Origin of the sequence: Achromobacter sp. UMC46, assembly GCF_014170335.1 — a bacterium.
In the GTDB taxonomy this organism is placed as follows: Bacteria; Pseudomonadota; Gammaproteobacteria; order Burkholderiales; family Burkholderiaceae_B; genus Achromobacter.
In genome coordinates, this window is the sequence record NZ_LZZS01000024.1 from 118993 (window position 1) to 137388 (window position 18396).

The 18396-nt window shown below is 67.7% G+C and carries 18 protein-coding genes; 9 read left to right on the top strand and 9 right to left on the bottom strand.

The window, feature by feature from the left end; genetic code table 11:
• Nucleotide 1: 1 nt before the first annotated feature.
• Genes A9973_RS17930 through A9973_RS17950 form a run of 5 tightly spaced genes read right to left on the bottom strand, consistent with a single transcriptional unit; the run spans nucleotide 2 to nucleotide 5229 of the window.
• A complete protein-coding gene (locus tag A9973_RS17930) occupies nucleotides 2–922 on the bottom strand; it encodes a branched-chain amino acid ABC transporter permease (RefSeq protein ID WP_183015071.1) in 921 nt (306 codons plus the stop codon).
• A 28-nt stretch (nucleotides 923–950) separates the two neighbouring features.
• The gene (locus A9973_RS17935; protein WP_183015072.1) at nucleotides 951–2132 is read right to left on the bottom strand and encodes an ABC transporter substrate-binding protein; all 1182 of its coding nucleotides are present in this window, start codon (nucleotides 2130–2132) and stop codon (nucleotides 951–953) included.
• A 60-nt stretch (nucleotides 2133–2192) separates the two neighbouring features.
• Nucleotides 2193–3647, bottom strand: a complete 1455-nt coding sequence (locus A9973_RS17940) for a 2-hydroxymuconic semialdehyde dehydrogenase (protein ID WP_183015073.1) — start codon at nucleotides 3645–3647, stop codon at nucleotides 2193–2195.
• Nucleotides 3644–4369, bottom strand: coding sequence for a class II aldolase/adducin family protein (locus tag A9973_RS17945; RefSeq protein ID WP_183015074.1), 726 nt, complete (start codon nucleotides 4367–4369; stop codon nucleotides 3644–3646). The genes A9973_RS17940 and A9973_RS17945 overlap by 4 nt, the downstream gene beginning before the upstream one ends.
• Nucleotides 4366–5229, bottom strand: coding sequence for a VOC family protein (locus A9973_RS17950; RefSeq protein WP_183015075.1), 864 nt, complete (start codon nucleotides 5227–5229; stop codon nucleotides 4366–4368). The genes A9973_RS17945 and A9973_RS17950 overlap by 4 nt, the downstream gene beginning before the upstream one ends.
• A 149-nt stretch (nucleotides 5230–5378) precedes the next feature.
• On the opposite strand from A9973_RS17950, the gene A9973_RS17955 reads away from it, so the two are divergent.
• Both A9973_RS17955 and A9973_RS17960 read left to right on the top strand, forming a co-directional pair.
• Nucleotides 5379–6092, top strand: coding sequence for a GntR family transcriptional regulator (locus A9973_RS17955; protein WP_183015076.1), 714 nt, complete (start codon nucleotides 5379–5381; stop codon nucleotides 6090–6092).
• A 429-nt stretch (nucleotides 6093–6521) separates the two neighbouring features.
• Entirely contained in the window at nucleotides 6522–8408 is a 1887-nt protein-coding gene (locus A9973_RS17960) for an ABC transporter ATP-binding protein (RefSeq protein ID WP_183015077.1), read from the top strand.
• A 7-nt stretch (nucleotides 8409–8415) separates the two neighbouring features.
• Here the strand turns inward: A9973_RS17960 and A9973_RS17965 are convergent, their stop codons facing one another.
• Entirely contained in the window at nucleotides 8416–9039 is a 624-nt protein-coding gene (locus tag A9973_RS17965; RefSeq protein ID WP_255469205.1) for a LysE family translocator, read from the bottom strand.
• 144 nt (nucleotides 9040–9183) lie between these two features.
• Between A9973_RS17965 and A9973_RS17970 the strand changes: the two genes are divergently transcribed.
• A complete protein-coding gene (locus tag A9973_RS17970) occupies nucleotides 9184–9666 on the top strand; it encodes an Lrp/AsnC family transcriptional regulator (RefSeq protein ID WP_183015079.1) in 483 nt (160 codons plus the stop codon).
• An 11-nt stretch (nucleotides 9667–9677) separates the two neighbouring features.
• On the opposite strand, the gene A9973_RS17975 is transcribed toward A9973_RS17970, so the two are convergent.
• Nucleotides 9678–10352 carry a DJ-1/PfpI family protein gene (locus A9973_RS17975; protein ID WP_183015080.1) on the bottom strand — a complete coding sequence of 225 codons (675 nt, stop codon included), beginning with the start codon at nucleotides 10350–10352 and terminating at the stop codon, nucleotides 9678–9680.
• A 66-nt stretch (nucleotides 10353–10418) separates the two neighbouring features.
• Here A9973_RS17975 and A9973_RS17980 point away from each other — a divergent pair, with 66 nt between their 5' ends.
• Together A9973_RS17980 and A9973_RS17985 are read left to right on the top strand one after the other, a co-directional pair.
• A complete protein-coding gene (locus tag A9973_RS17980; RefSeq protein WP_183015081.1) occupies nucleotides 10419–11336 on the top strand; it encodes a GlxA family transcriptional regulator in 918 nt (305 codons plus the stop codon).
• A 1-nt stretch (nucleotide 11337) separates the two neighbouring features.
• The gene (locus A9973_RS17985; protein ID WP_183015082.1) at nucleotides 11338–11718 is read left to right on the top strand and encodes a hypothetical protein; all 381 of its coding nucleotides are present in this window, start codon (nucleotides 11338–11340) and stop codon (nucleotides 11716–11718) included.
• Here the strand turns inward: A9973_RS17985 and A9973_RS17990 are convergent.
• A complete protein-coding gene (locus tag A9973_RS17990) occupies nucleotides 11715–12437 on the bottom strand; it encodes an SDR family NAD(P)-dependent oxidoreductase (protein ID WP_183015083.1) in 723 nt (240 codons plus the stop codon). The genes A9973_RS17985 and A9973_RS17990 overlap by 4 nt on opposite strands.
• Nucleotides 12434–13429: a tripartite tricarboxylate transporter substrate binding protein gene (locus tag A9973_RS17995; protein WP_183015084.1), complete on the bottom strand. Its 996-nt coding sequence runs from the start codon at nucleotides 13427–13429 to the stop codon at nucleotides 12434–12436. Before A9973_RS17995 ends, A9973_RS17990 begins: the two co-directional genes overlap by 4 nt.
• Nucleotides 13430–13550: 121 nt before the next feature.
• On the opposite strand from A9973_RS17995, the gene A9973_RS18000 reads away from it, so the two are divergent.
• The 4 genes from A9973_RS18000 (at nucleotide 13551) to A9973_RS18015 (ending at nucleotide 18382) form a co-directional block, all read left to right on the top strand.
• Entirely contained in the window at nucleotides 13551–14591 is a 1041-nt protein-coding gene (locus A9973_RS18000) for a cyclase family protein (protein WP_183015085.1), read from the top strand.
• Nucleotides 14592–14594: 3 nt separating this feature from the next.
• Nucleotides 14595–16211, top strand: a complete 1617-nt coding sequence (locus A9973_RS18005; RefSeq protein WP_183015086.1) for an AMP-binding protein — start codon at nucleotides 14595–14597, stop codon at nucleotides 16209–16211.
• Nucleotides 16212–16213: 2 nt separating this feature from the next.
• Nucleotides 16214–16957 (top strand): GntR family transcriptional regulator, encoded by a 744-nt coding sequence (locus A9973_RS18010; protein ID WP_169274384.1) that lies wholly within the window; start codon nucleotides 16214–16216, stop codon nucleotides 16955–16957.
• 141 nt (nucleotides 16958–17098) lie between these two features.
• Nucleotides 17099–18382 carry an ABC transporter substrate-binding protein gene (locus A9973_RS18015; RefSeq protein ID WP_183015087.1) on the top strand — a complete coding sequence of 428 codons (1284 nt, stop codon included), beginning with the start codon at nucleotides 17099–17101 and terminating at the stop codon, nucleotides 18380–18382.
• Nucleotides 18383–18396: the final 14 nt, after the last annotated feature.

Here is an 18396-nt window from a genome sequence, read left to right on the forward strand (position 1 = left end):
TTCAACGGCGCGCCGAAAAGACCAGGCCTTGCGGGCGGACCGCCAGCACCACGGCCATCAATACGTAGATCAGCATCGACGCCAGCGCCGGCCCGACTGCATTGGCGACGGGCGCATCGAACACCGCGCGCAGCAGGTCCGGCAGGAAGGCCCGCCCCAGCGTGTCGATCATCGCGATCAGCAACGCCGCGATCAGCGTGCCCCGCACCGATCCGATGCCGCCCACCACGATCACCACCAGCGCCAGAATCAGCACCGGTTCGCCCATGCCCGACTGCACCGACAGGATCGGCCCGGCCAGCGCGCCCGCCACGCCGGCCAGCACCGACCCCAGCAGGAACAGCAGCGTCTTCAGCAGGTCGACGTTGGCGCCCAGCACGCTGGCGATGGGCGCGTTGCTGGCGCCGGCACGGATCAGCATGCCAAAGCGCGTGCGCTGGATCAGGAACCAGGCGCCTACCGCCACCAGCGCCCCGACCCCGATGATCATCAGGCGGTACACCGGATAGTCGTTGCCGAACAGGTTGACGGCCCCTTCCAGCCCCTGCGGCACGGCGGCGTAGTACGGCCGGCTGCCCCAGATGACGGACGCGAGTTCATTGAAGAACATCATCAGCCCGAACGTGGCCAGCACCTGGTACAGATGGTCGTGCCGGTACAGCGGGCGCGCGATCAGCCTTTCCAGCACCACGCCCACGAAGCCGCTTCCCGCCACCGCAGCCAGGATCGAAAACGCGAACGAGCCGCTGGCGTTGTAGGCGGTCGCCCCCAGGAAGGCGCCGATCATGTAGAGGGAACCGTGCGCCAGGTTGATGAAGTTCATGATGCCGAAGATCAGGGTCAGCCCCGACGACATCAGGAACAGCAACGCGCCCAGCTGCAGGCCATTGAGCAATTGCGACAACAGCAGCGATCCGTTCATCGGACGTCTCCCGAGGGCCGCCGGCCCGTCACTTCAGCGGGCAGTCCGCCACGTAGGCGTCCTGATGGTCCGTCAGCACGGTGGCCAGCTGCTTCAGGCCGATGCCGTCGCCCTCTTTCACCACCTGGTACGCATACAGGTTCTGCACCGGCATGTTGTTGGTGTTGAAGCGGAACTTGCCGCGCACCGACGGGAAGGTGGCGCCCGCCGCCTTCACGGCCGCCGCCAGCGACTTGCTGTCGCCCACTTTTCCGCCTTGGGCGCGCACGGCCGCGTCCAGCAGGTAGGCCGCGTCGTAGCCGCCCACGGCGTACTCCGACGGCAGGCGGCCGTACTTGGCCTTGAAGGTCTCGACGAACTTGCGGTTCTGCGGGTTATCCAGCGTGGTGGCCCAGGGCGTGCCGTAGATGGCGCCCACCGCCTGCTCTTTCAACGCGGTCAGCGTGTTGGAGTCGATCAGGCTTTCCGAGAAGAACGGCAGCTTGTCCATCAGCCCTGCCTGGCGCAGCTGGCGCACGAAGTTCACGCCCACGCCGCCGGTGTAGAAGGCGAACAGCGCATCGGGGCCGGCCGACTGCATGCGCGAGATCTCGGCCGAATAGTCCAGCTGCCCCAACTGCGTATAGACCTCGTCGGCCGGCGCCGCGCCATAGAAGCGCTTGAAGCCCGCCAGCTTGTCCTTGCCCGCCTGGTAGTTGGCCGACATCAGATAGGCGCGCTTGTAGCCGAGGTCTTTCACGTACTTGCCCATGGCCTCCGACATGCTGTCGTTCTGCCAGCCCAGCACGAACAGGTTCGGCAGGCACATGCGGCCGGCGATCGGGGCCGGCCCCGCATTGGTGGACAGCGCCACCACGCCGGATTCCTTGATGCGCCGCAGCTCGGCCATCAGCACGTTCGAAAAGCCCAGCCCGACCATCACGTCGACCTTGTCCTTTTCGATGAATTTCTGCACGATCTGCGCGCCCACGTCGGGCTTGAGCTGATCGTCGTCGCGGATCACCACCGCCTTCTGCCCGCCCAGGCTGCCGCCCAACTGCTCGATGCCCAGCATCAGCCCGTCGTACTGGTCCTGGCCCAGCGCCGCCTGCGGCCCGGACAGCACGCCCGTGAAGCCGATGCGGATGTCGGCGCGCGCCGATTGCGGCGCCGCCACGGCCAGGGCCGCCGCCGTGGCCAGCGCGGCCAGGCCGCTTGGGATTGCTTGCATGAGATGTCTCCTTGGGGGTTGGGCGGCGGCGCCGTTCTGTGCGGCGCCTGCCTTGACGCGTCAGAGCTTCACGCAGACATTGCGCAGCTCGGTGTAGAACTCCAGCGAATGCACGCCGCCTTCGCGGCCGATGCCTGATTGCTTGGCGCCGCCGAACGCCGTGCGCAGGTCGCGCAGGAACCACGAATTGATCCAGCAGATGCCCACGTCCAGCGCCGCGCCCAGGCGGTGGGCGGTGCCCACGTTGCTGGTCCATACCGTCGCGGCCAGGCCGTAGGGGGTGGCGTTGGCCAGGGCGATGGCTTCCTCTTCCGTGTCGAAGGGCGCGATGTGGCAGCACGGCCCGAAGATTTCCTGCTGGATGACCGCCGAAGATTCCGGCAAGCCGGTCCACACGGTCGGCTGGATCCAGGCGCCGGCGGCCAGGCCGTCGGGCATGTCCGGGACGCCGCCGCCCGCCACCACGGTGGCGCCCTCTTCCTTGGCCCGGGCGTAGTAGCTCAGCACCTTGTCGCGGTGGCGCTGCGAAATCAGCGGCCCGAGGTTCACGCCCGGGTCCTTGGGACGCCCCAGCTTGAAGCCGCGCGCCCGCTCGCCCAGCGCCGCGACGAAGCGCTCGAAGATGGGCCGCTGCACATAGACGCGCTCGGTGCCCAGGCAGACCTGGCCCGTGTTGTCGAACGCCGCGCGCGCGATGCCGGCCACGGCGCGGTCGAAGTCGGCGTCCGCGAACACGATGCCCGCGTTCTTGCCGCCCAGTTCGAACGACACCGGCCGCACGCCCACGGCCGCCGCCTGCATGATGGCCTGGCCGGTGCGGGTCTCGCCCGTGAACGTGATGCCGTCCACCAAGGGATGGCGGCTGAGTTTTTCGCCCGCGGAGTCGGGGCCGAAGCCGTGCACCACGTTGTAGACGCCGGGCGGCACGCCGACTTCGTTCATGACTTCGCCCAGCAAGGTGGCGGTGCCCGGCGTGTCTTCGGACGGTTTGACCACGACGGTATTGCCGCAGGCCAGCGCCGGCCCGACCTTCCAGGTCATCAGCAAAAGCGGCAGGTTCCACGGGCAGATCACGCCGATGACCCCGCGCGGAACGCGCACGCCGTAGTTCAACGCATGTCCGCCGTCGGGCGTTTCCAGGTCGAAGGTCTCGTTGGGGACGTTGCGGATCAGGTCCGCGAAGATCTTGAAATTGGCGGCGCCGCGCGGAATGTCCAAGTGGCTGGCCAGATCGTAGGGCTTGCCGGTGTCGGCGATCTCGGCGTCGACGAAATCGTCGAAGCGGCGGGTGATGCCGTCGGCCACCGCGTGCAGCAACTCCACGCGCTGCTGCGTTTTCAGTGTGCCCCATGGGCCGCGCAACGCCGCCTTGGCCGCTCGCGCGGCGGCGTCGACTTCGGCGTCGCCCGCCTCGTGCACCCGGCCGATCAGCCGGTTGTCGACCGGGTCGCGGTTGTCAAAGGTCTTTCCGGTCTCGACCCAGCGGCCGTCGATGAAATTACGGAAATCGGTCATTGCGCCCTCGGTTGTGACAGGTCGGCCAGCGCGCCTTCGGGGTCGCCGGCAATCAGGAATTCCCACATGCGTTCATAGATGCGGCCGGTGCCCACCGCGCGCGCGGCGGCCTCTTCCGGCGACAGGACGGGTCCGCCGTCGGCCAGCCCCGCCGCGCGCAGCTGCCATTCGATGCGGGCGGCGTCTTCCAGATACCAGGTCAGCACGGTGGCGTGCATCAGCGACGCGGCCGCCACCACGGCGCCGTTGCCGCGCATCGCGATCGCGCTGGCCGCGCCCAGCGTCTCGGCCACGCCGCGCGCCTGCGCATCGCTGCGCACCAGTTGGGGGTCGTCCCACAGCGGCACGGCGGGCGAAAAATACGAGCCCATGCCATGGCGCGGCGCGGGTGTGACACGCGCCGAAGACAGCGTCATGACGGTGGGCGGCATCGAACGCACCACGCCGCCGACGTCGGGGCGCAGCCGATAGATATGCTGATGGATGCGCACTTCGCCCAGCACGCCGTCGGGCAGCTCGCCATGCACCGGCACCACCGTGCCCGCCTCGCCGGGCGCGATCAGGCCCATGGGCCGCGCCGCGCACACCAGGAAATGATCCGCGTCCAGCCGGCTGCTGCAATGCCCGTAGGCGTGGACCAGGTTGGCCCGGGCCAGCGCGCGCGCGGCGACGCGCACCAGCGTCTCTTGCCCATCGCTGGCGTCCTTGCGCACTGCGCTCATGTCTTGAACTCCGGGATATCGGGCTTGGCGCCCCACATGCAGAACGATGACGGCACGGCGGGGAAGCTGCGAGGCCGGTGGGTCTTTTCCTCTTCGGCGCTGATCAGGCGCACGCCGGTGGAGTATTCGTAGATCATCCCGTCCGGGCCGTCGAAATACAGGAACATCGCGCCCGAGGTCGGATGCCGGCCGGGGCCGAACCGGATCGGCACGTTCCATTCGCGCAGCTGATACCAGGCGCGCATGATGTCGTCGATGCTTTCGACCTGATGGTTGATGTGCTGCACGCCCGGATACGCGGACGGGAACAGCGCGATCTTGTGATGGACTTCATCGATGCGCAGCAGCGGCGCCTCGCCGATGCGGTCGCTGACGCGGGCGGACAGCAGGCCTGTCCAGAAGGCCTCGTCGCGCCGCGGGTCCAGCGTGCGCAGCCCGATGTGCGAGAACCCGGTGACGCCGGCATCGCGGCCGGGAAAATAGCGCCGGCCGCTGTGATGCGGCGCCAGCACCAGTTCGATGCGATTGCCGGACGGGTCGGTGAATTGCAGGAAATCGCGCACGTAGCGCTGCTCGGCGTCTTCGCGCCGGCCGGCGGCGACCTGGTAGCCGCTGCGTTCCAGCACGGCACCGGCCCGCTCCAGCTCTTCCGGCGAATCCACTTCGAACGCGGCGGTGTGGTCGCGCGGATCGCCTTCGAAATAGCAAAGGGTGTGGTCGCGGGAGTCGGACTTGAAATACGCCGCCCCGTGTTCCTTGCGGGCAAGCTCCAGCCCCAGCACCGCGGTCGCATAGCGGACCGCGGCGTCCAGATCACGGGTGCCCAGCCGGACGTACCGGATGTCATGTAGCCGTATCACTGCTTGTCTCCTCGTGCGCCTGCCGCCGACATGGTGCCGGGGGAATTTTTCCGCGGTGTGGCGGCGCTTTTTTCTACGATAGGCAGCGTAAATCTCGAAGTCAACAATTTTTATCGAGATTTTTTCGGCGTAGTGCTACAGTGCTCTTCATGTCAGACGGAACCCCGCTCCCCTCGCTTGCCCACACCGCCTCGGCCAACACGCTGGTGGGCACGGCCTACGTCAATCTGCGGCGCGACATCATCCAGGGCAAACATCCGCCCGGCTCGCGCCTGCGGGTCGAGCACCTGAAGGACGATTACGGCGTGGGCGCCGGTACGCTGCGCGAAGCGCTGGCGCTGCTGGTGTCCGACGCGCTGGTCATCGCGCAGGGGCAGCGCGGCTTTCACGTCACGCCGATTTCGCTGGAAGACTTTCGCGACATCACTGAAAACCGCGTGCTGCTGGAAACCGAAGCGTTGCGCCAGTCGATCGCCGTGGGCGACGACACCTGGGAAAGCGCGGTGCTGGCCGCCTTCCACCGGCTGAGCAAGGCGGAACAGCGCCTGGCGACGGACCCCGAAGCGCGCTTCGAAGAATGGGAACAGCGCAACCGCGAATTCCACCGCGAACTGATCAGCGCCTGTCCGTCGCGCTGGATGCATCATTTCCTGGGCATCCTGTATCAGCAGGCCGAGCGCTACCGCCGCCTGACCGTCACTCACAAGCCCATCGCCCGCGATTTGCACGATGAACACCAGGGCATTCTGGACGCCACGCTGGCGCGCGACGCCGACCACGCCTGCACGCTGCTGGCCGCCCACATCCGCCTGACTTACGAAGCCGTCGCGCAACTGCCTGCCGACCTGTTCACGTCCGCGTGATGGGGGCTGGCCATGCGGCTTGCGCTGCGGGCCGCCCGCCGCGCCACGTCCCGTGCCGCGCCGTGCCCGAGTTGAAAAAAACCCACACTCGGCATGCAACGGGCGCCGCCCCCGTTGATTCGCCTACATCACTTCTATAGAATCAGCAATACGGGCCTTTGCCCATTTCCTTTTTTCGTCCACTCAAATCACCGACAGGGAGGCTGCATGATGACTCACCCCATGCCCAACGCCATCCCGCGCGTGTCCCCGCGACGCCATTAAGTCGTCGCCCGCGCGGATCCATCGCTAGACCGTTACCTAGCGACTGGTCCTCCGTGCCCGCTCCAAACTCCTGAACGCAGTCGCCGGTGCCCTTGGCATCCGGCTTGTTATCCCTCTTTCCTCACAAGGACATCCTGGCGTGTCTTGTGCCGCCAGGCCATTGTTATGGCTAGAAAAAAAATTGACTTTCGAGGACAGGCCTTTAAGGATGTCCTGAGCTTCACCTTCCGCCACTGGGGCCTGCAACCCTGGCGCACGCTTGTCATCGTGGTGCTGGCGCTGCTGTCGGCGGTGGCCGACATCCTGACCCCGATGTACGCGGGCCGTCTGGTCGACGCCGTCGCGTCCGGCTCAAGCGGCAACGAGCTGGCCTGGAGCGCCGCCATCACCGCCTTCTGGCTGCTGGTGGCGCTGGGCGTGGGCGGCACCTTGCTGCGCCAGGCCGTGTTCCAGAACATCATCACCTTCACCTTGAAGATGATGAACGGCATCGTGTCGAATGCCTTCTATCGCGTGCAGCGTTTTTCCACCGACTGGCATGCCAACAGCTTCGCCGGTTCGACGGTGCGCAAGATCACGCGCGGCATGTGGGCGGTCGACATCCTGAACGACACGCTGCTGGTCGCGCTGCTGCCGTCCGTCGTGATGCTGGTGGGCGCCACGGCCCTGCTGGGCGCGCATTGGCCGCTGATGGGGCTGGTGGTGGGCCTGGGTTCGGTGCTGTACATCGCCGTCACCGCCGCGCTGTCGCTCGGCTTCGTGGCGCCGGCCGCGCGCCTGGGCAACGCCTGGGACACGCGCATGGGCGGCGCGCTGGCCGACGCCGTCAGCTGCAATGCGGTCGTCAAGGCCTTCGGCGCGGAAACGCGCGAGGAAGTCCGGCTGGACCGCGTGGTCAACAAGTGGCGCAACCGCACGCGCCGCACCTGGGTGCGCGCCACGCTGAACGGCGGCATCCAGGGCGCGATGCTGGTGGCGATGCAGGCGGCCATCCTGGGCGCGTCGCTGCTGCTGTGGTCGCGCAACCAGGCGACTGTGGGCGATATCACGTTCACCTTGACGATGTTCTTCGTGCTGCAAGGCTATCTGCGCGACGTGGGCATGCACATCCGCAACCTGCAGCGCTCGGTCAACGACATGGAAGAACTGGTGGCGATGGAACGCCAGCCGCTGGGCGTGGCCGACCGCGCCGGCGCGGGCGCGATCCGCATCACCGCGGGCGAAATCCGCTTTGAGGACGTGACGTTCCGCTACGGGTCGCACAACACCGCGCTGTACGACAAATTCTCCGCGCGCATCGCGCCGGGCGAACGCGTCGGGCTGGTGGGCCATTCGGGTTCGGGCAAGACCACGTTCATCAAGCTGATCCAGCGCCTGTACGACGTGAACGACGGCCGCATCACCATCGACGGGCAGGACATCGCCCAGGTGAAGCAGGCGTCGCTGCGCAGCCAGATCGCCATCGTGCAGCAGGACCCGGTGCTGTTCCACCGCACCCTGGCGGAGAACATCGCCTATGCCCGTCCCGGCGCCTCCCAGGCCGAGATCGAGCAGGCCGCCCGGCTTGCCAGCGCGCATGATTTCATCATGTCGCTGCCCAAGGGCTACGACACGCTGGTGGGCGAACGCGGCGTGAAGCTGTCGGGCGGGGAACGCCAGCGCGTGGCGATCGCGCGGGCGTTCCTGGCGGACTCGCCCATCCTGATCCTGGACGAGGCCACCTCCAGCCTGGACAGCGAAAGCGAAGTGCTGATCCAGCAGGCGATGGACCGGCTGATGGAAGGCCGCACCACGCTGGTAGTGGCGCACCGCCTGTCGACCGTGCGCGCGCTGGACCGCCTGCTGGTGATGGACCGTGGCCGCATCATCGAGGAAGGCAGCCACGATGCGCTGATCCGTTTGAAGGGCGGCCTGTACCGGCGCCTGTTCGAACGCCAGGCCCTGGAACTGACCAAGGGCCTGACGCCGGCGGAACTGCTGCAGGACGGCGCCACGCCGCCCCCTCCCAAGGAGGAAGACGTGGACGAAGGCGCCTACGCTTTCGGCAAGTAAGGGAGGTTCAGGCAGGACGCTGCGCGAAGGTCAGCCGAAGGCCGAAACCGATCAGCGCGGTGCCGAACACCACGCTCTGCGCCTTCTGCGCCCGGGGGCTGGATGACATCCAGCGCCCCACCGCCCCGCCCGCCAGCGCGCAGACGACGTCGAATGCCAACCCCAGGCCGACCAGGATGACGCCCAGCACCGCGAACTGCTGGCCGATCGGCCCATGGGCCGGCGATACGAACTGCGGCAGCAGCACCGAGCAGAACAGCAACGCTTTCGGATTGAGCACGTTGGTCAGCACCCCGGCCAGCAGCGCGCCGCCCAGGCCCGAACCGCGCGGCGGCTCCTGGCCGGAGGCGTCCAGCACCATAGGCCCGGCACGCAGCAGCCGCACGCCCAGCCACATCAGGTAGATGCCGCCCACGGTGCGCGCGGCATCGAACGCCCACGGATGGGTCTTGAACAAGGCCGCCAGTCCCAACGCGGCCAGCGTCACATGGGCGGCGCGCGCGATGGCCAGCCCGACGGCCACCGCCAACGCCTGCCCCCGGCCACGCAGCACCCCGGTTTCCAGCAGCAGGATCATGTCCGGCCCGGGCACCACGTAGACAATCAGCAAGGCCCCAAGAAACATCGCCATATCGGCCATCGCCGCTCTCTCCCACGCAGGCTCAACAAGGCGACCATTCTAGGAAAATCGGGCTGGCATGTGCTTGCAATTCATGCCAATCCGATTACCATGATTGGCATATCCATCTTCTTTACTTACCCATTTCTTCAGTCCATGCCAAAACATGAACTAGACGCCTACGACCGGCGCATTCTCGAAGCATTGCAGCAGAACGGCCGTCTGACCAATGTGGAGCTTGCCGCGCAGATCGGCCTGTCGCCTTCGCCCTGCCTGCGCCGCGTGCGCATGCTGGAGGAAGCCGGCGTGATCCAGGGCTATGAGGCCCGGCTGGCGCCGGACGAAGTCGGCCTGGGCCTGACCGTCTTCGTCGGCGTCAAGGTGGAACGGCACCACGAGCGCGACGCCGACCAGTTCCGCAAGGAAGTCAGCGCGCTGCCGGAAGTGATCGCGGCGCACCTGGTGTCCGGCGAATCCGACTTCCTGCTGCAAGTCGTGGTGCCGGACCTGCGCGGCTACGAACGCTTCCTGCTGGGCACGCTGCTGAAGCTGCCCGGCGTGAAGGACATCCGCAGCAACTTCGCCATCCAGACGGTCAAGCCCCAAAGCCCGCTGCCGCTGGATCACCTGGGCAAGTAGCCCGGCCCCCCCTACGGCATGGCCGCCGCCGCCCGCTCCACCGCCGCCCGCCGCCGCTCGAAGCGCGCCTGCGACAACTCCATGTAGCGCTCGACCACCGCCGGCTCGGACGTCTTGGGCGTGCCGCCCGGAAACGGCGGCTTGGGGTCGTATTCGATCTGCAACTGGATCAGCTTGGCGACGTCGTCGCCACATAGCGCCGCCACCACTTTCAGCCCCATGTCGATGCCCGAGGTCACGCCGCCGGCGGTGTAGACGTTGCCGTCCACGCACAGGCGCTCTTCACTGGGCGTGGCGCCGAAGTGCGACAGCAGCTCGCGCGCGCGCCAATGGCTGGACGCCCGCTTGCCGCGCAAGAGGCCCGCCGCCCCCAACAGCAACGACCCCGTGCAAATGCCGAACAGATATTGCGCGCCCAGCCCCTGCCGACGCGTAAACGCCACCCAATCGGGGTCGACAATGGCATCATCCGTGCCCGGCCCGCCAGGCACGACCAGCAGGCCGCATTGCGGCGCGGTGGCCAGCGTCTGGGTGGGCACGAATTGCAATCCGCGGTCGCATCGCACCGGATCGCGCGTTTTTGCGACAAAATCCACGGTGAAGCCCGGCGCGTTCGCCAGGACCTCATAGGGACCGGTCATGTCCAATTGGGTCAGCCCTTCGAACAAGAGAAAATTCACATGCATGACGATGCTCCTTCAAGAACGCCAACGCCCAGCATAGGCGGACGCGCCGGCGCCGTTGCGCCACAAATGGCGGAAAACGCGCCACAACGCGTGCTGTTCATGCTGTTCGACGGCTTCCAGCCGCTGGACCTGGCCGGCCCCTGGCAGGCGTTCAGCTCGGCCAACGAAGAGGCGGGAATGCCCCTCTACCAGTTGAACACCATCGCCGCCGCGCCCGTGGTCAGCACCTGGGAGCAAGGGCTGCGCATGCAGGTGGACGTCACCTTCGAGGACGATGGCGACGCCCCCGTCGACATGCTGCTGGTGCCGGGCGGCCCCGGTGTCGACCGCGCCAGCGCCCATGCGGAAACGCGCGCATGGCTGCGCCGCCGCGACGCCGGCGCCGCGCGCACGTGCAGCGTCTGCACCGGTGCATTCATACTGGCCGCGGCGGATCTGCTCAACGGCCTGGCCGTCACCACGCATTGGCGCTCGGCGGACCGGCTGCGCCAGATGTATCCCGCCCTGCGCGTGCAGGACGACCGCATCTTCATCGAAAGCGGCAAGTACTGGACGTCCGCCGGCGTCACGGCAGGCATCGACCTGGCGCTGGCGCTGATCGAACGCGACCACGGCGCGGCGCTGGCGCAGCAGGTGGCGCGCCGGCTGGTCGTCTTCATGCGCCGCGACGGCGACCAGCGCCAATACAGCCAGACGCTGCGCCTGCAGGACCGCGTGGCCGCGCCTTTCCGCGACCTGGTCGAAATGATCGAAGCCCGCCTGTCGGCGCGCTGGTCGGTCGACGACATGGCCGATGCCTGCCATATGTCGCGCCGCACGTTCCAGCGCAAATTCGCGGCGCACTTCGGCGTGGCGCCTACCGAAGTGCTGCGGCGCCTGCGCGAAGAACGGGCCAGCGCGCTGCAAAGCGCCGGCAAGATGCCGCGCAAGGCGGTCGAACGGCACGTGGGGCCATTGCACGGCCGGCCGGACCCGCTGGCCTGACATGCCGATCACCGACAGCCCCTGCCCGCAATGCGGCCATCCCCAAGCCACGCGCACGCAGGGCATGAGCCTGATCGCGGAATGCGCGCATTGCGGCTGGATGGTGGCCACGACCAACCCGGCCCACCCGTTCCATGACCGCACGCCCTACACGGTGCGCGCGCGCCCCCAAGGCATCACGCGGGCGACGGCCATCGCCCGCCTGTCGGCGACGCTGGGCACCGGCGTCCACGCCGCGCGCGCCATCCTCGACCAGGACTCGCCCGTGGCGGAAAACGTCTACGCCTTTGAGGTGATCCGGCTGCACAAGCTGCTATGGCCGCAAGGCCTGTCGCTGCAGGTCACGCCGGAATTCCCCTGGGAACTGGACGACAGCCTTTAGCCGGCCAGCCCCACCGACATACCGCCGCAGACGTACAGCAACTGCCCCGTGATGAAGCCCGCGCGGCGGTCCAGCAGCATGGCGACGCTGTGCGCCACCTCTTCCGGCTGGCCCACGCGACCCACGGGGATGGAGGCCTCCAGCGCCAGCGTCTTGGGCTGGCCCGGCGGATTCGACTGGTTGAACAATTCAGTCGCGATCGGCCCCGGCGATACCGTGTTCACGGTGATGCCGTCGGCGGCCAGCTCCAGCGCCCAGGTTCGCGTCATGCCGGCCAAGCCGGCCTTGGACGCCCCGTAGACCGTCCGCCCGCCTTTGCCCAGCGCGGCGCGGCTGCCGATGTTGACCACCCGCCCGTAGCCCGCCTGGCGCATGCCCGGCAGCAGCGCCTGCATCAGCAGCACGGGCGCCGTGACGTTCAAGGCCATGGTGCGCAGCAGGTCTTCTTCGGACACGTCCTCGATGTTGGCCACCTGGATCATCCCGGCGTTGTTGACCAGGTGCAGCACGGGCCGTTCGACGGCCAGTTCGCGCGCCGCCTCGCGGGTGGCGGCCGCATCGCCCAGGTCGACCGAGCGGAAGGTTTCGCCGGGCAGCGCCTCGTCGGGCGGCCGGCGGCTGAAATTGACGACCTGGTAGCCGTCTTCGAGCAGCCGCGCCACGATGGCGCGGCCGATGCCCCGGCTGCCGCCGGTGACCAGTGCGATGGGGGTGTTCATTGCGCGGTGATTCCTTTGTCTTTGATGAGACCGCCCCATTTCTTGCGTTCGTCGCGCTCGAAGGCGGCCAGGTCGTCGCCGAAAAGCGTACCGGGTTTGGCGCCCATGGTGGCGAAATTGGTGGCGATGGCCTGGCTTTGCAGGCCGCTGCGGGCGGCGTCTATCAATTGCTTGACCACAGGCGCCGGGGTGTTGCGGGGCGCGTACAGGGCGAACCAGGCCGTGACGTCGAACCCCGGCAGGCCGGATTCGGCGACGGTGGGCAGGTTCGGCACCGACGGGTCGCGCTGGCCGGACGTGACCGCCACGCCGCGCACCAGGTTGCCGTCCTTGATCTGCGCCAGCGCGCCCGGCAGGTTGTCGAACAGCAGGTCCACCTGTCCGCCGGCCACCGCCGGCAAGGACGCGGACGTGCCCTTGAACGGCACATGCAGCATCGTCACCCCCGCCATCGACTCGAAGTACGCGCCCGTCAGATGGACCGACGAGCCGATGCCGGGCGAGGCGTAGGTCAGCTTCTTGTCCGGCGATTGCTTGGCCGCCTTGATGACGTCGGCCACCGTCTTGTAGGGCGACTTGGCGCTGACGGCGATCACGTTGGGCGTCGTGGACACCAGCGCGATCGGCACCAGATCGCGTTCGGGATCGAACGTCATGTTGCTGTAGAGGAACTGGTTGATGGTCTGCGTGCCGATCGTGCCCAGGCCCAGCGTATAGCCGTCCGCCTTGGCGCGGGCCACATAGGCCATGCCGATGTTGCCGCCCGCGCCCGGCTTGTTCTCGACCAGCACGGTCTGCTTCAGGCCCGGCTGCAGCGCATTGGCGATGGCGCGGCCGAAGATGTCGGCGCCGCCGCCCGGCGGATACGGCACGACGACGGTGACGGGATGGTCGGGATAGCCGGCGGCGTGGGCCGCGGGCAGCGCCACGGCGGCCAGGGCGGCGGCTGCCAGCCAGCGCCGCCCGGCGCGCAGGTGCACGAAATGCGTCATGGTCTTGTCTCCTATCGAACCCGCTGGTTGCGGATTTCTTCTTAAGGCGTTGGGGATACTCAAAGTACGTAAATACGTACTATAGTTATAAAAACATAGAAAACCGATAGGAGACAAGCAAATGAAACGCTGGACGCAACGCCCCGAAGGATCTACCTGGGGCGACTTCGGGCCGGACGACGAACTGGGCCGGCTGAATCTGCTGACGGAAGAAAAGGTGTTGCAGGCGGTGCGCGAAGTGCGCACGGGCAAGGTCTTCTGCCTGTCGCTGCCGCTGGACCTGCCCGGCGGCAACGTGCTGAATCCGCGCCGCCATGCGCCCGTGCTCAAGCCGACCTTCCGCGAAGGCACGCCCTATCTGAACTTTGCGATGTCGCAGGTGCAGCCCGAGGCGGTCGACGTGCTGTCGGACGACCAGGTGACGATGTCCATGCAGTACTCCACGCAATGGGACGGGCTGTGCCACGTAGGCGCCCTGTTCGACATCCAGGGCGACGGTGAAGCCCGCCGCGTCTACTACAACGGCTACGCCGCCGGCGTGGACGTGTTCGGCGGCGCCGACCCGGACGCCTCCGGCGACGCCTGCTGCCCGCCGGGCGGCTCCTATGCCCGCAAGCTCAGCGTCAGCCGCTATGCCGAAAAGGGTATGCAGGGCCGCGGCGTGCTGGTGGACCTGGCGCGCGCGTTCGGCCCCGGCCGCACGCTGGTGGGCCACGAACCATTGCAGACCGCGATGCGCGACCAGAACGTCGTCGTAGAGCCCGGCGACATGCTGGTGCTGCGCACCGGTTTCGCCGAAAGCCTGGTCGCCATGAATGGCCAGCCCGATCCGCACGCGCTGGAACAGACCGGCGCCGTGCTGGACGGCGCCGATGCCGCGCTGCTGGACTGGATCACCGCCAGCGGCGTGGCCGCCATTTGCGCGGACAACTACGCGGTGGAATCCTACCCGGCGCGCACGTCCGGCCCCGGCCATTCGATCCTGCCCCTGCATCATCATTGCCTGTTCAAGCTGGGCGTGCCGCTGGCGGAGCTCTGGTATCTGAAGGACCTGGCCGATTGGCTGCATGCGCAGGGACGCAACCGCTTCCTGCTGACCGCCCCGCCCTTGCGCATGCCCGGCGCGGTGGGTTCCCCCGTGACGCCGATCGCCACGGTGTAAGCCATGTCCGTACTGACTTCGACGTTTTCCGGCCATCTGGACGCGCTGGCCGCGCGCCGCCCCGACGCCCCCCTGCTGATCGACCAGGGCCAACGGATCAGCGCGGCGCAATTGCGTGCGCAAAGCCGGGCGCTGGCCGCCGGGCTGGCCCGCATCGGCGTGCGCCCCGGCCACCGCGTGGCCGTCTGGCTGCCCAACTGCGCGGCCTGGGTGGAATCCTTCCTGGCCTCTGCGCACCTGGGCGCCCTGGTGCTGGCCGTCAACACGCGCTTTCGCGCGCTGGAAGTGGCCGACATCCTGGGGCGCGGGCAAGCGGATTGGCTGGTGTTCTGGCCGGGCTTCAAGGGTATCGACTTCGCCGGCATCCTCGACGGGGTCGACCCCGCCCACTTGACGCGCCTGCAAGGGGTCGTGGCATTGACCGGCGCGGACGAACCCGCCGTCGCAACCCTCGCGGGCAAGCCGGCGCACCGCTACGCGGACCTGCTGGCCACGGACGCCCCGCCGCCGCCCGCGCACGGCAACGCGGGCGTGCTGTGCTTCACCACGTCCGGCACCACGTCCAAACCCAAATTCGTCTTGCATGACCAGCAGACCCTGTTGCGCCACGGCGCGGCAGTGGCGCAGGCCTTCGGCTACGACGACGGCAGTTGCGTGCTGGCCAGCGCGCCGTTTTGCGGCGCGTTCGGCTTCGCGACCCTGGCGGGCGGCCTGGCGCAAGGCGTGCCGGTCGTCTGCGCGCCGGTGTTCGACGCCGCGCAGTCGGCCGACGCCGTCGCCCGCTACGCCGTCACGCACACCTACGCCAACAACGAGGCGCTGGTGGGCATGATGCAGGCCGCGCCGCCCGGCGCTTTCGCCTCGGCGCGGTTGTTCGGCTTCGCCAGCTTCACGCCCGCGCTGGACAACATGCTGGACCTGGCCCGCGAGGCCGGCGTGCCGCTGACCGGCCTGTACGGGTCCAGCGAGTTGATCGCGCTGGTGGCGGGCCAGCCGCGCAACCCCGCCGACGGCGACGTCTCGGCGCGGCACCTGCCCGGCGGCACGCTGGTCTACCCCGAGGCCCGCGTGCGCGCCCGCGATCCCGAATCCGGGCAAGTGCTGCCACACGGCCAGTCCGGTGAAATCGAAATCCTGTCGCCCAGCCTGATGCAGGGCTATCTGGACAACCCCGAAGCCACCCGCCACGCCGTCACGGACGACGGCTATTTCAGGACGGGCGACCTGGGCTATACGCTGACGCCGCGCCAATTCGTATTCCAGACCCGCATGGGCGATTCCCTGCGGCTGTCGGGCTTTTTGGTGAACCCGGTTGAAATCGAGCAAGTGGTCGAGACCCTGCCCGGCGTGCGCGCCTGCCAGGTGGTGGGCGCCACGCGCCACGGCAAGACCGTGCCCTACGCGTTCGTGCTGCTGCAGGAAGGCGCGGCGGCCGACCCCGAGGGCTGGACCGCCGCCTGCAAAGCCGCCATGGCCGGCTTCAAGGCGCCGGCGGGCTTCACCGTGCTGGAGGCCTTTCCTTCCGTCGAAAGCGCCAACTCGGTCAAGATCCAGAAGCACCGCCTGCGCGACATGGCGGAGGCTATGCTCTCGGATCCTTCACCCCCGCCCGCGCCCTGACCATGTCCGCCCGCAAGCTTTTCTCGCACAGCCCCCAGCCGCTTTACCTGCAAGCGGCGGCGCTGTTCCGCAGCCATATCCAGAACCGCACCTGGCGTCCGGGCCAGCAGATTCCGCCGCTGGAGTCGCTGATGGAAACCTATGGCATCTCGCGGGCGACCATCCGCCAGGCGTTCGGCCTGCTGGAGCAGGACGGGCTGATCCGGCGCTCGCGCGGGTCGGGCACGTTCGTCAATGCCGAACTGCCGGAAACGCCGACGCTGCTGATCCCCAAGACCTGGGCGGAAACGGTGGAACTGAGCAATCAGCTGGGCACGGTGTCGCTGGTGGAATCCAGCGCCGATTCGCCGCTGCCCGATACGCTGGGCATGCCCTGCGGCGCGGACCGCAGCGGCAGCTTCCAGTATCTGCGGCGCGTGCACACCACCGACGCGGGCCCCTTCTGCTATAGCGAGGTGTTCCTGGAAAGCGGCCTGTTCCGCAAACACCGCGCCCGCATCCAGAAAAGCACCGTCGCGCCGGTGCTGGACCAGTTCTACGGCGCCCGCATCACCGAAGCGCGCCAGGTGCTGAACGTGATCGAAGCCGGCCAGGAGTCCGCGGAATCGCTGCAGATTCCCGTGTCGTCGCCGGTTGCCGAACTGCGGCGCTACGCCTGCATCGACGGCCGCGTGGTGTATTTCGCACGGCTGGAGTTCCCGTTCCGCAAGGTGCGGATGGAATTCGATCTGCTGACCCAGCGCTGATCCCATCCTTCACCCCGACAACCCAAGGAGCCTATCCCGCCATCACCCCCCCGTTTCGCGGCCAGACCCCATAGAGCGCGGCATCACGCCAATCAAGCGCCAGCAGGTTCCAGACAGATCCGGCACAAGAGGAGACAAACCATGGCTTACGCCAACACGCCCCGGATTTCATCGCATTGCCGCAGCACGCTTTCCCGCTTGTTCACCACCACCGCCATGGCCGCGGGCATCGCTGCGGCCATGATGGCCCCGGCAGCCGCCCAACCGGCGACCCAACCCGCCGCGATCTCTGACGACATCGTCCGCCTGGGCCTGATCCTGGACATGAGCGGCGTCTACGCCGACGTGACCGGCAAGGGCAGCGCCACGGCCGCCGAAATGGCGATCGCCGACTTCGGCGGCACGGTGCTGGGCAAGAAGATCGACCTGATGGTCGTGGACCATCAGAACAAGGCCGACATCGCCGCCGCCAAGGCGCGCGAATGGTACGACACCCAGAAGGTGGACGCGATCATGGACGTGGCGGGGTCGGCCCCCGCGCTGGCCGTGCTGGAAGTGGCCCGCGAAAAGAAGAAGATCGTCGTCTTCAGCGGCCCCGGCACCGAGCGCATCACGAACGACCTGTGTTCGCCCTATTCCGTCCACTACACCTACGACACCTGGTCGCTGGCCAACACCACCGCGCGCGCCACCGTCGAGAAAGGCGGCAAGACCTGGTACTTCCTGACGGCGGACTACGCCTTCGGCCACACGCTGCAGGCGTCCGCCACCGAAGTGGTCAAGGCTAACGGCGGCACGGTGCTGGGCGCCTCGCGCCACCCGCTGGGATCCAGCGATTTCGCGTCCTACCTGCTACAGGCCCAGGCCAGCAAGGCGCAAGTCGTCGGGCTGGCGAACGCGGGCGGCGACACCGTCAACGCCATCAAGGCGGCCAGCGAATTCGGCCTGACCAAGGGCGGCCAGAAAATGGCCGGATTGCTCTTGTACATCAACGACATCCACGCCATCGGCCTGGAAGCCGCCGCCGGCCTGACGCTGACCGAAGCCTTCTACTGGGACATGAACGACCAGACCCGCGCCTGGTCGCAGCGCTACTACGACAAGCTGAAGAAGATGCCCAACATGAGCCAGGCGGGCACCTATTCGTCGGTGATGCACTACCTGAAAGCGGTGCAGGCGGCCGGCACCGACGAGCCCACCGCCGTGATGAAGCAGATGAAGGCCCTGCCCATCAACGACTTCTTCGCCACCAACGGCCGCATCCGCGAAGACGGCCGCATGGTGCACGACATGTACCTGTTTGAAGTCAAGCAGCCGTCGGAATCCAAACGGCCGTGGGACTACTACAAGCTGGTGGCGACGCTGCCGGGCGATCAGGCGTTCATGCCTTTGTCGAAGTCGACCTGCCCGCTGGTGAAGAAGTAGCCGGCAGTTCCCCG

What these genes read in the sequence shown, in the direction of transcription:
- A9973_RS17940 (WP_183015073.1), bottom strand. Translation starts at nt 3,647, where the DNA reads ATGACCGATTTCCGTAATTTCATCGACGGCCGCTGGGTCGAGACCGGA.
- A9973_RS17935 (WP_183015072.1), bottom strand. Translation starts at nt 2,132, where the DNA reads ATGCAAGCAATCCCAAGCGGCCTGGCCGCGCTGGCCACGGCGGCGGCC.
- A9973_RS18000 (WP_183015085.1), top strand. Translation starts at nt 13,551, where the DNA reads ATGAAACGCTGGACGCAACGCCCCGAAGGATCTACCTGGGGCGACTTC.
- A9973_RS17990 (WP_183015083.1), bottom strand. Translation starts at nt 12,437, where the DNA reads ATGAACACCCCCATCGCACTGGTCACCGGCGGCAGCCGGGGCATCGGC.
- A9973_RS17970 (WP_183015079.1), top strand. Translation starts at nt 9,184, where the DNA reads ATGCCAAAACATGAACTAGACGCCTACGACCGGCGCATTCTCGAAGCA.
- A9973_RS17930 (WP_183015071.1), bottom strand. Translation starts at nt 922, where the DNA reads ATGAACGGATCGCTGCTGTTGTCGCAATTGCTCAATGGCCTGCAGCTG.
- A9973_RS17965 (WP_255469205.1), bottom strand. Translation starts at nt 9,039, where the DNA reads ATGGCGATGTTTCTTGGGGCCTTGCTGATTGTCTACGTGGTGCCCGGG.
- A9973_RS18010 (WP_169274384.1), top strand. Translation starts at nt 16,214, where the DNA reads ATGTCCGCCCGCAAGCTTTTCTCGCACAGCCCCCAGCCGCTTTACCTG.
- A9973_RS17980 (WP_183015081.1), top strand. Translation starts at nt 10,419, where the DNA reads ATGGCGGAAAACGCGCCACAACGCGTGCTGTTCATGCTGTTCGACGGC.
- A9973_RS17955 (WP_183015076.1), top strand. Translation starts at nt 5,379, where the DNA reads ATGTCAGACGGAACCCCGCTCCCCTCGCTTGCCCACACCGCCTCGGCC.
- A9973_RS17985 (WP_183015082.1), top strand. Translation starts at nt 11,338, where the DNA reads ATGCCGATCACCGACAGCCCCTGCCCGCAATGCGGCCATCCCCAAGCC.
- A9973_RS17945 (WP_183015074.1), bottom strand. Translation starts at nt 4,369, where the DNA reads ATGAGCGCAGTGCGCAAGGACGCCAGCGATGGGCAAGAGACGCTGGTG.
- A9973_RS17995 (WP_183015084.1), bottom strand. Translation starts at nt 13,429, where the DNA reads ATGACGCATTTCGTGCACCTGCGCGCCGGGCGGCGCTGGCTGGCAGCC.
- A9973_RS17975 (WP_183015080.1), bottom strand. Translation starts at nt 10,352, where the DNA reads ATGCATGTGAATTTTCTCTTGTTCGAAGGGCTGACCCAATTGGACATG.
- A9973_RS18005 (WP_183015086.1), top strand. Translation starts at nt 14,595, where the DNA reads ATGTCCGTACTGACTTCGACGTTTTCCGGCCATCTGGACGCGCTGGCC.
- A9973_RS17960 (WP_183015077.1), top strand. Translation starts at nt 6,522, where the DNA reads ATGGCTAGAAAAAAAATTGACTTTCGAGGACAGGCCTTTAAGGATGTC.
- A9973_RS18015 (WP_183015087.1), top strand. Translation starts at nt 17,099, where the DNA reads ATGGCTTACGCCAACACGCCCCGGATTTCATCGCATTGCCGCAGCACG.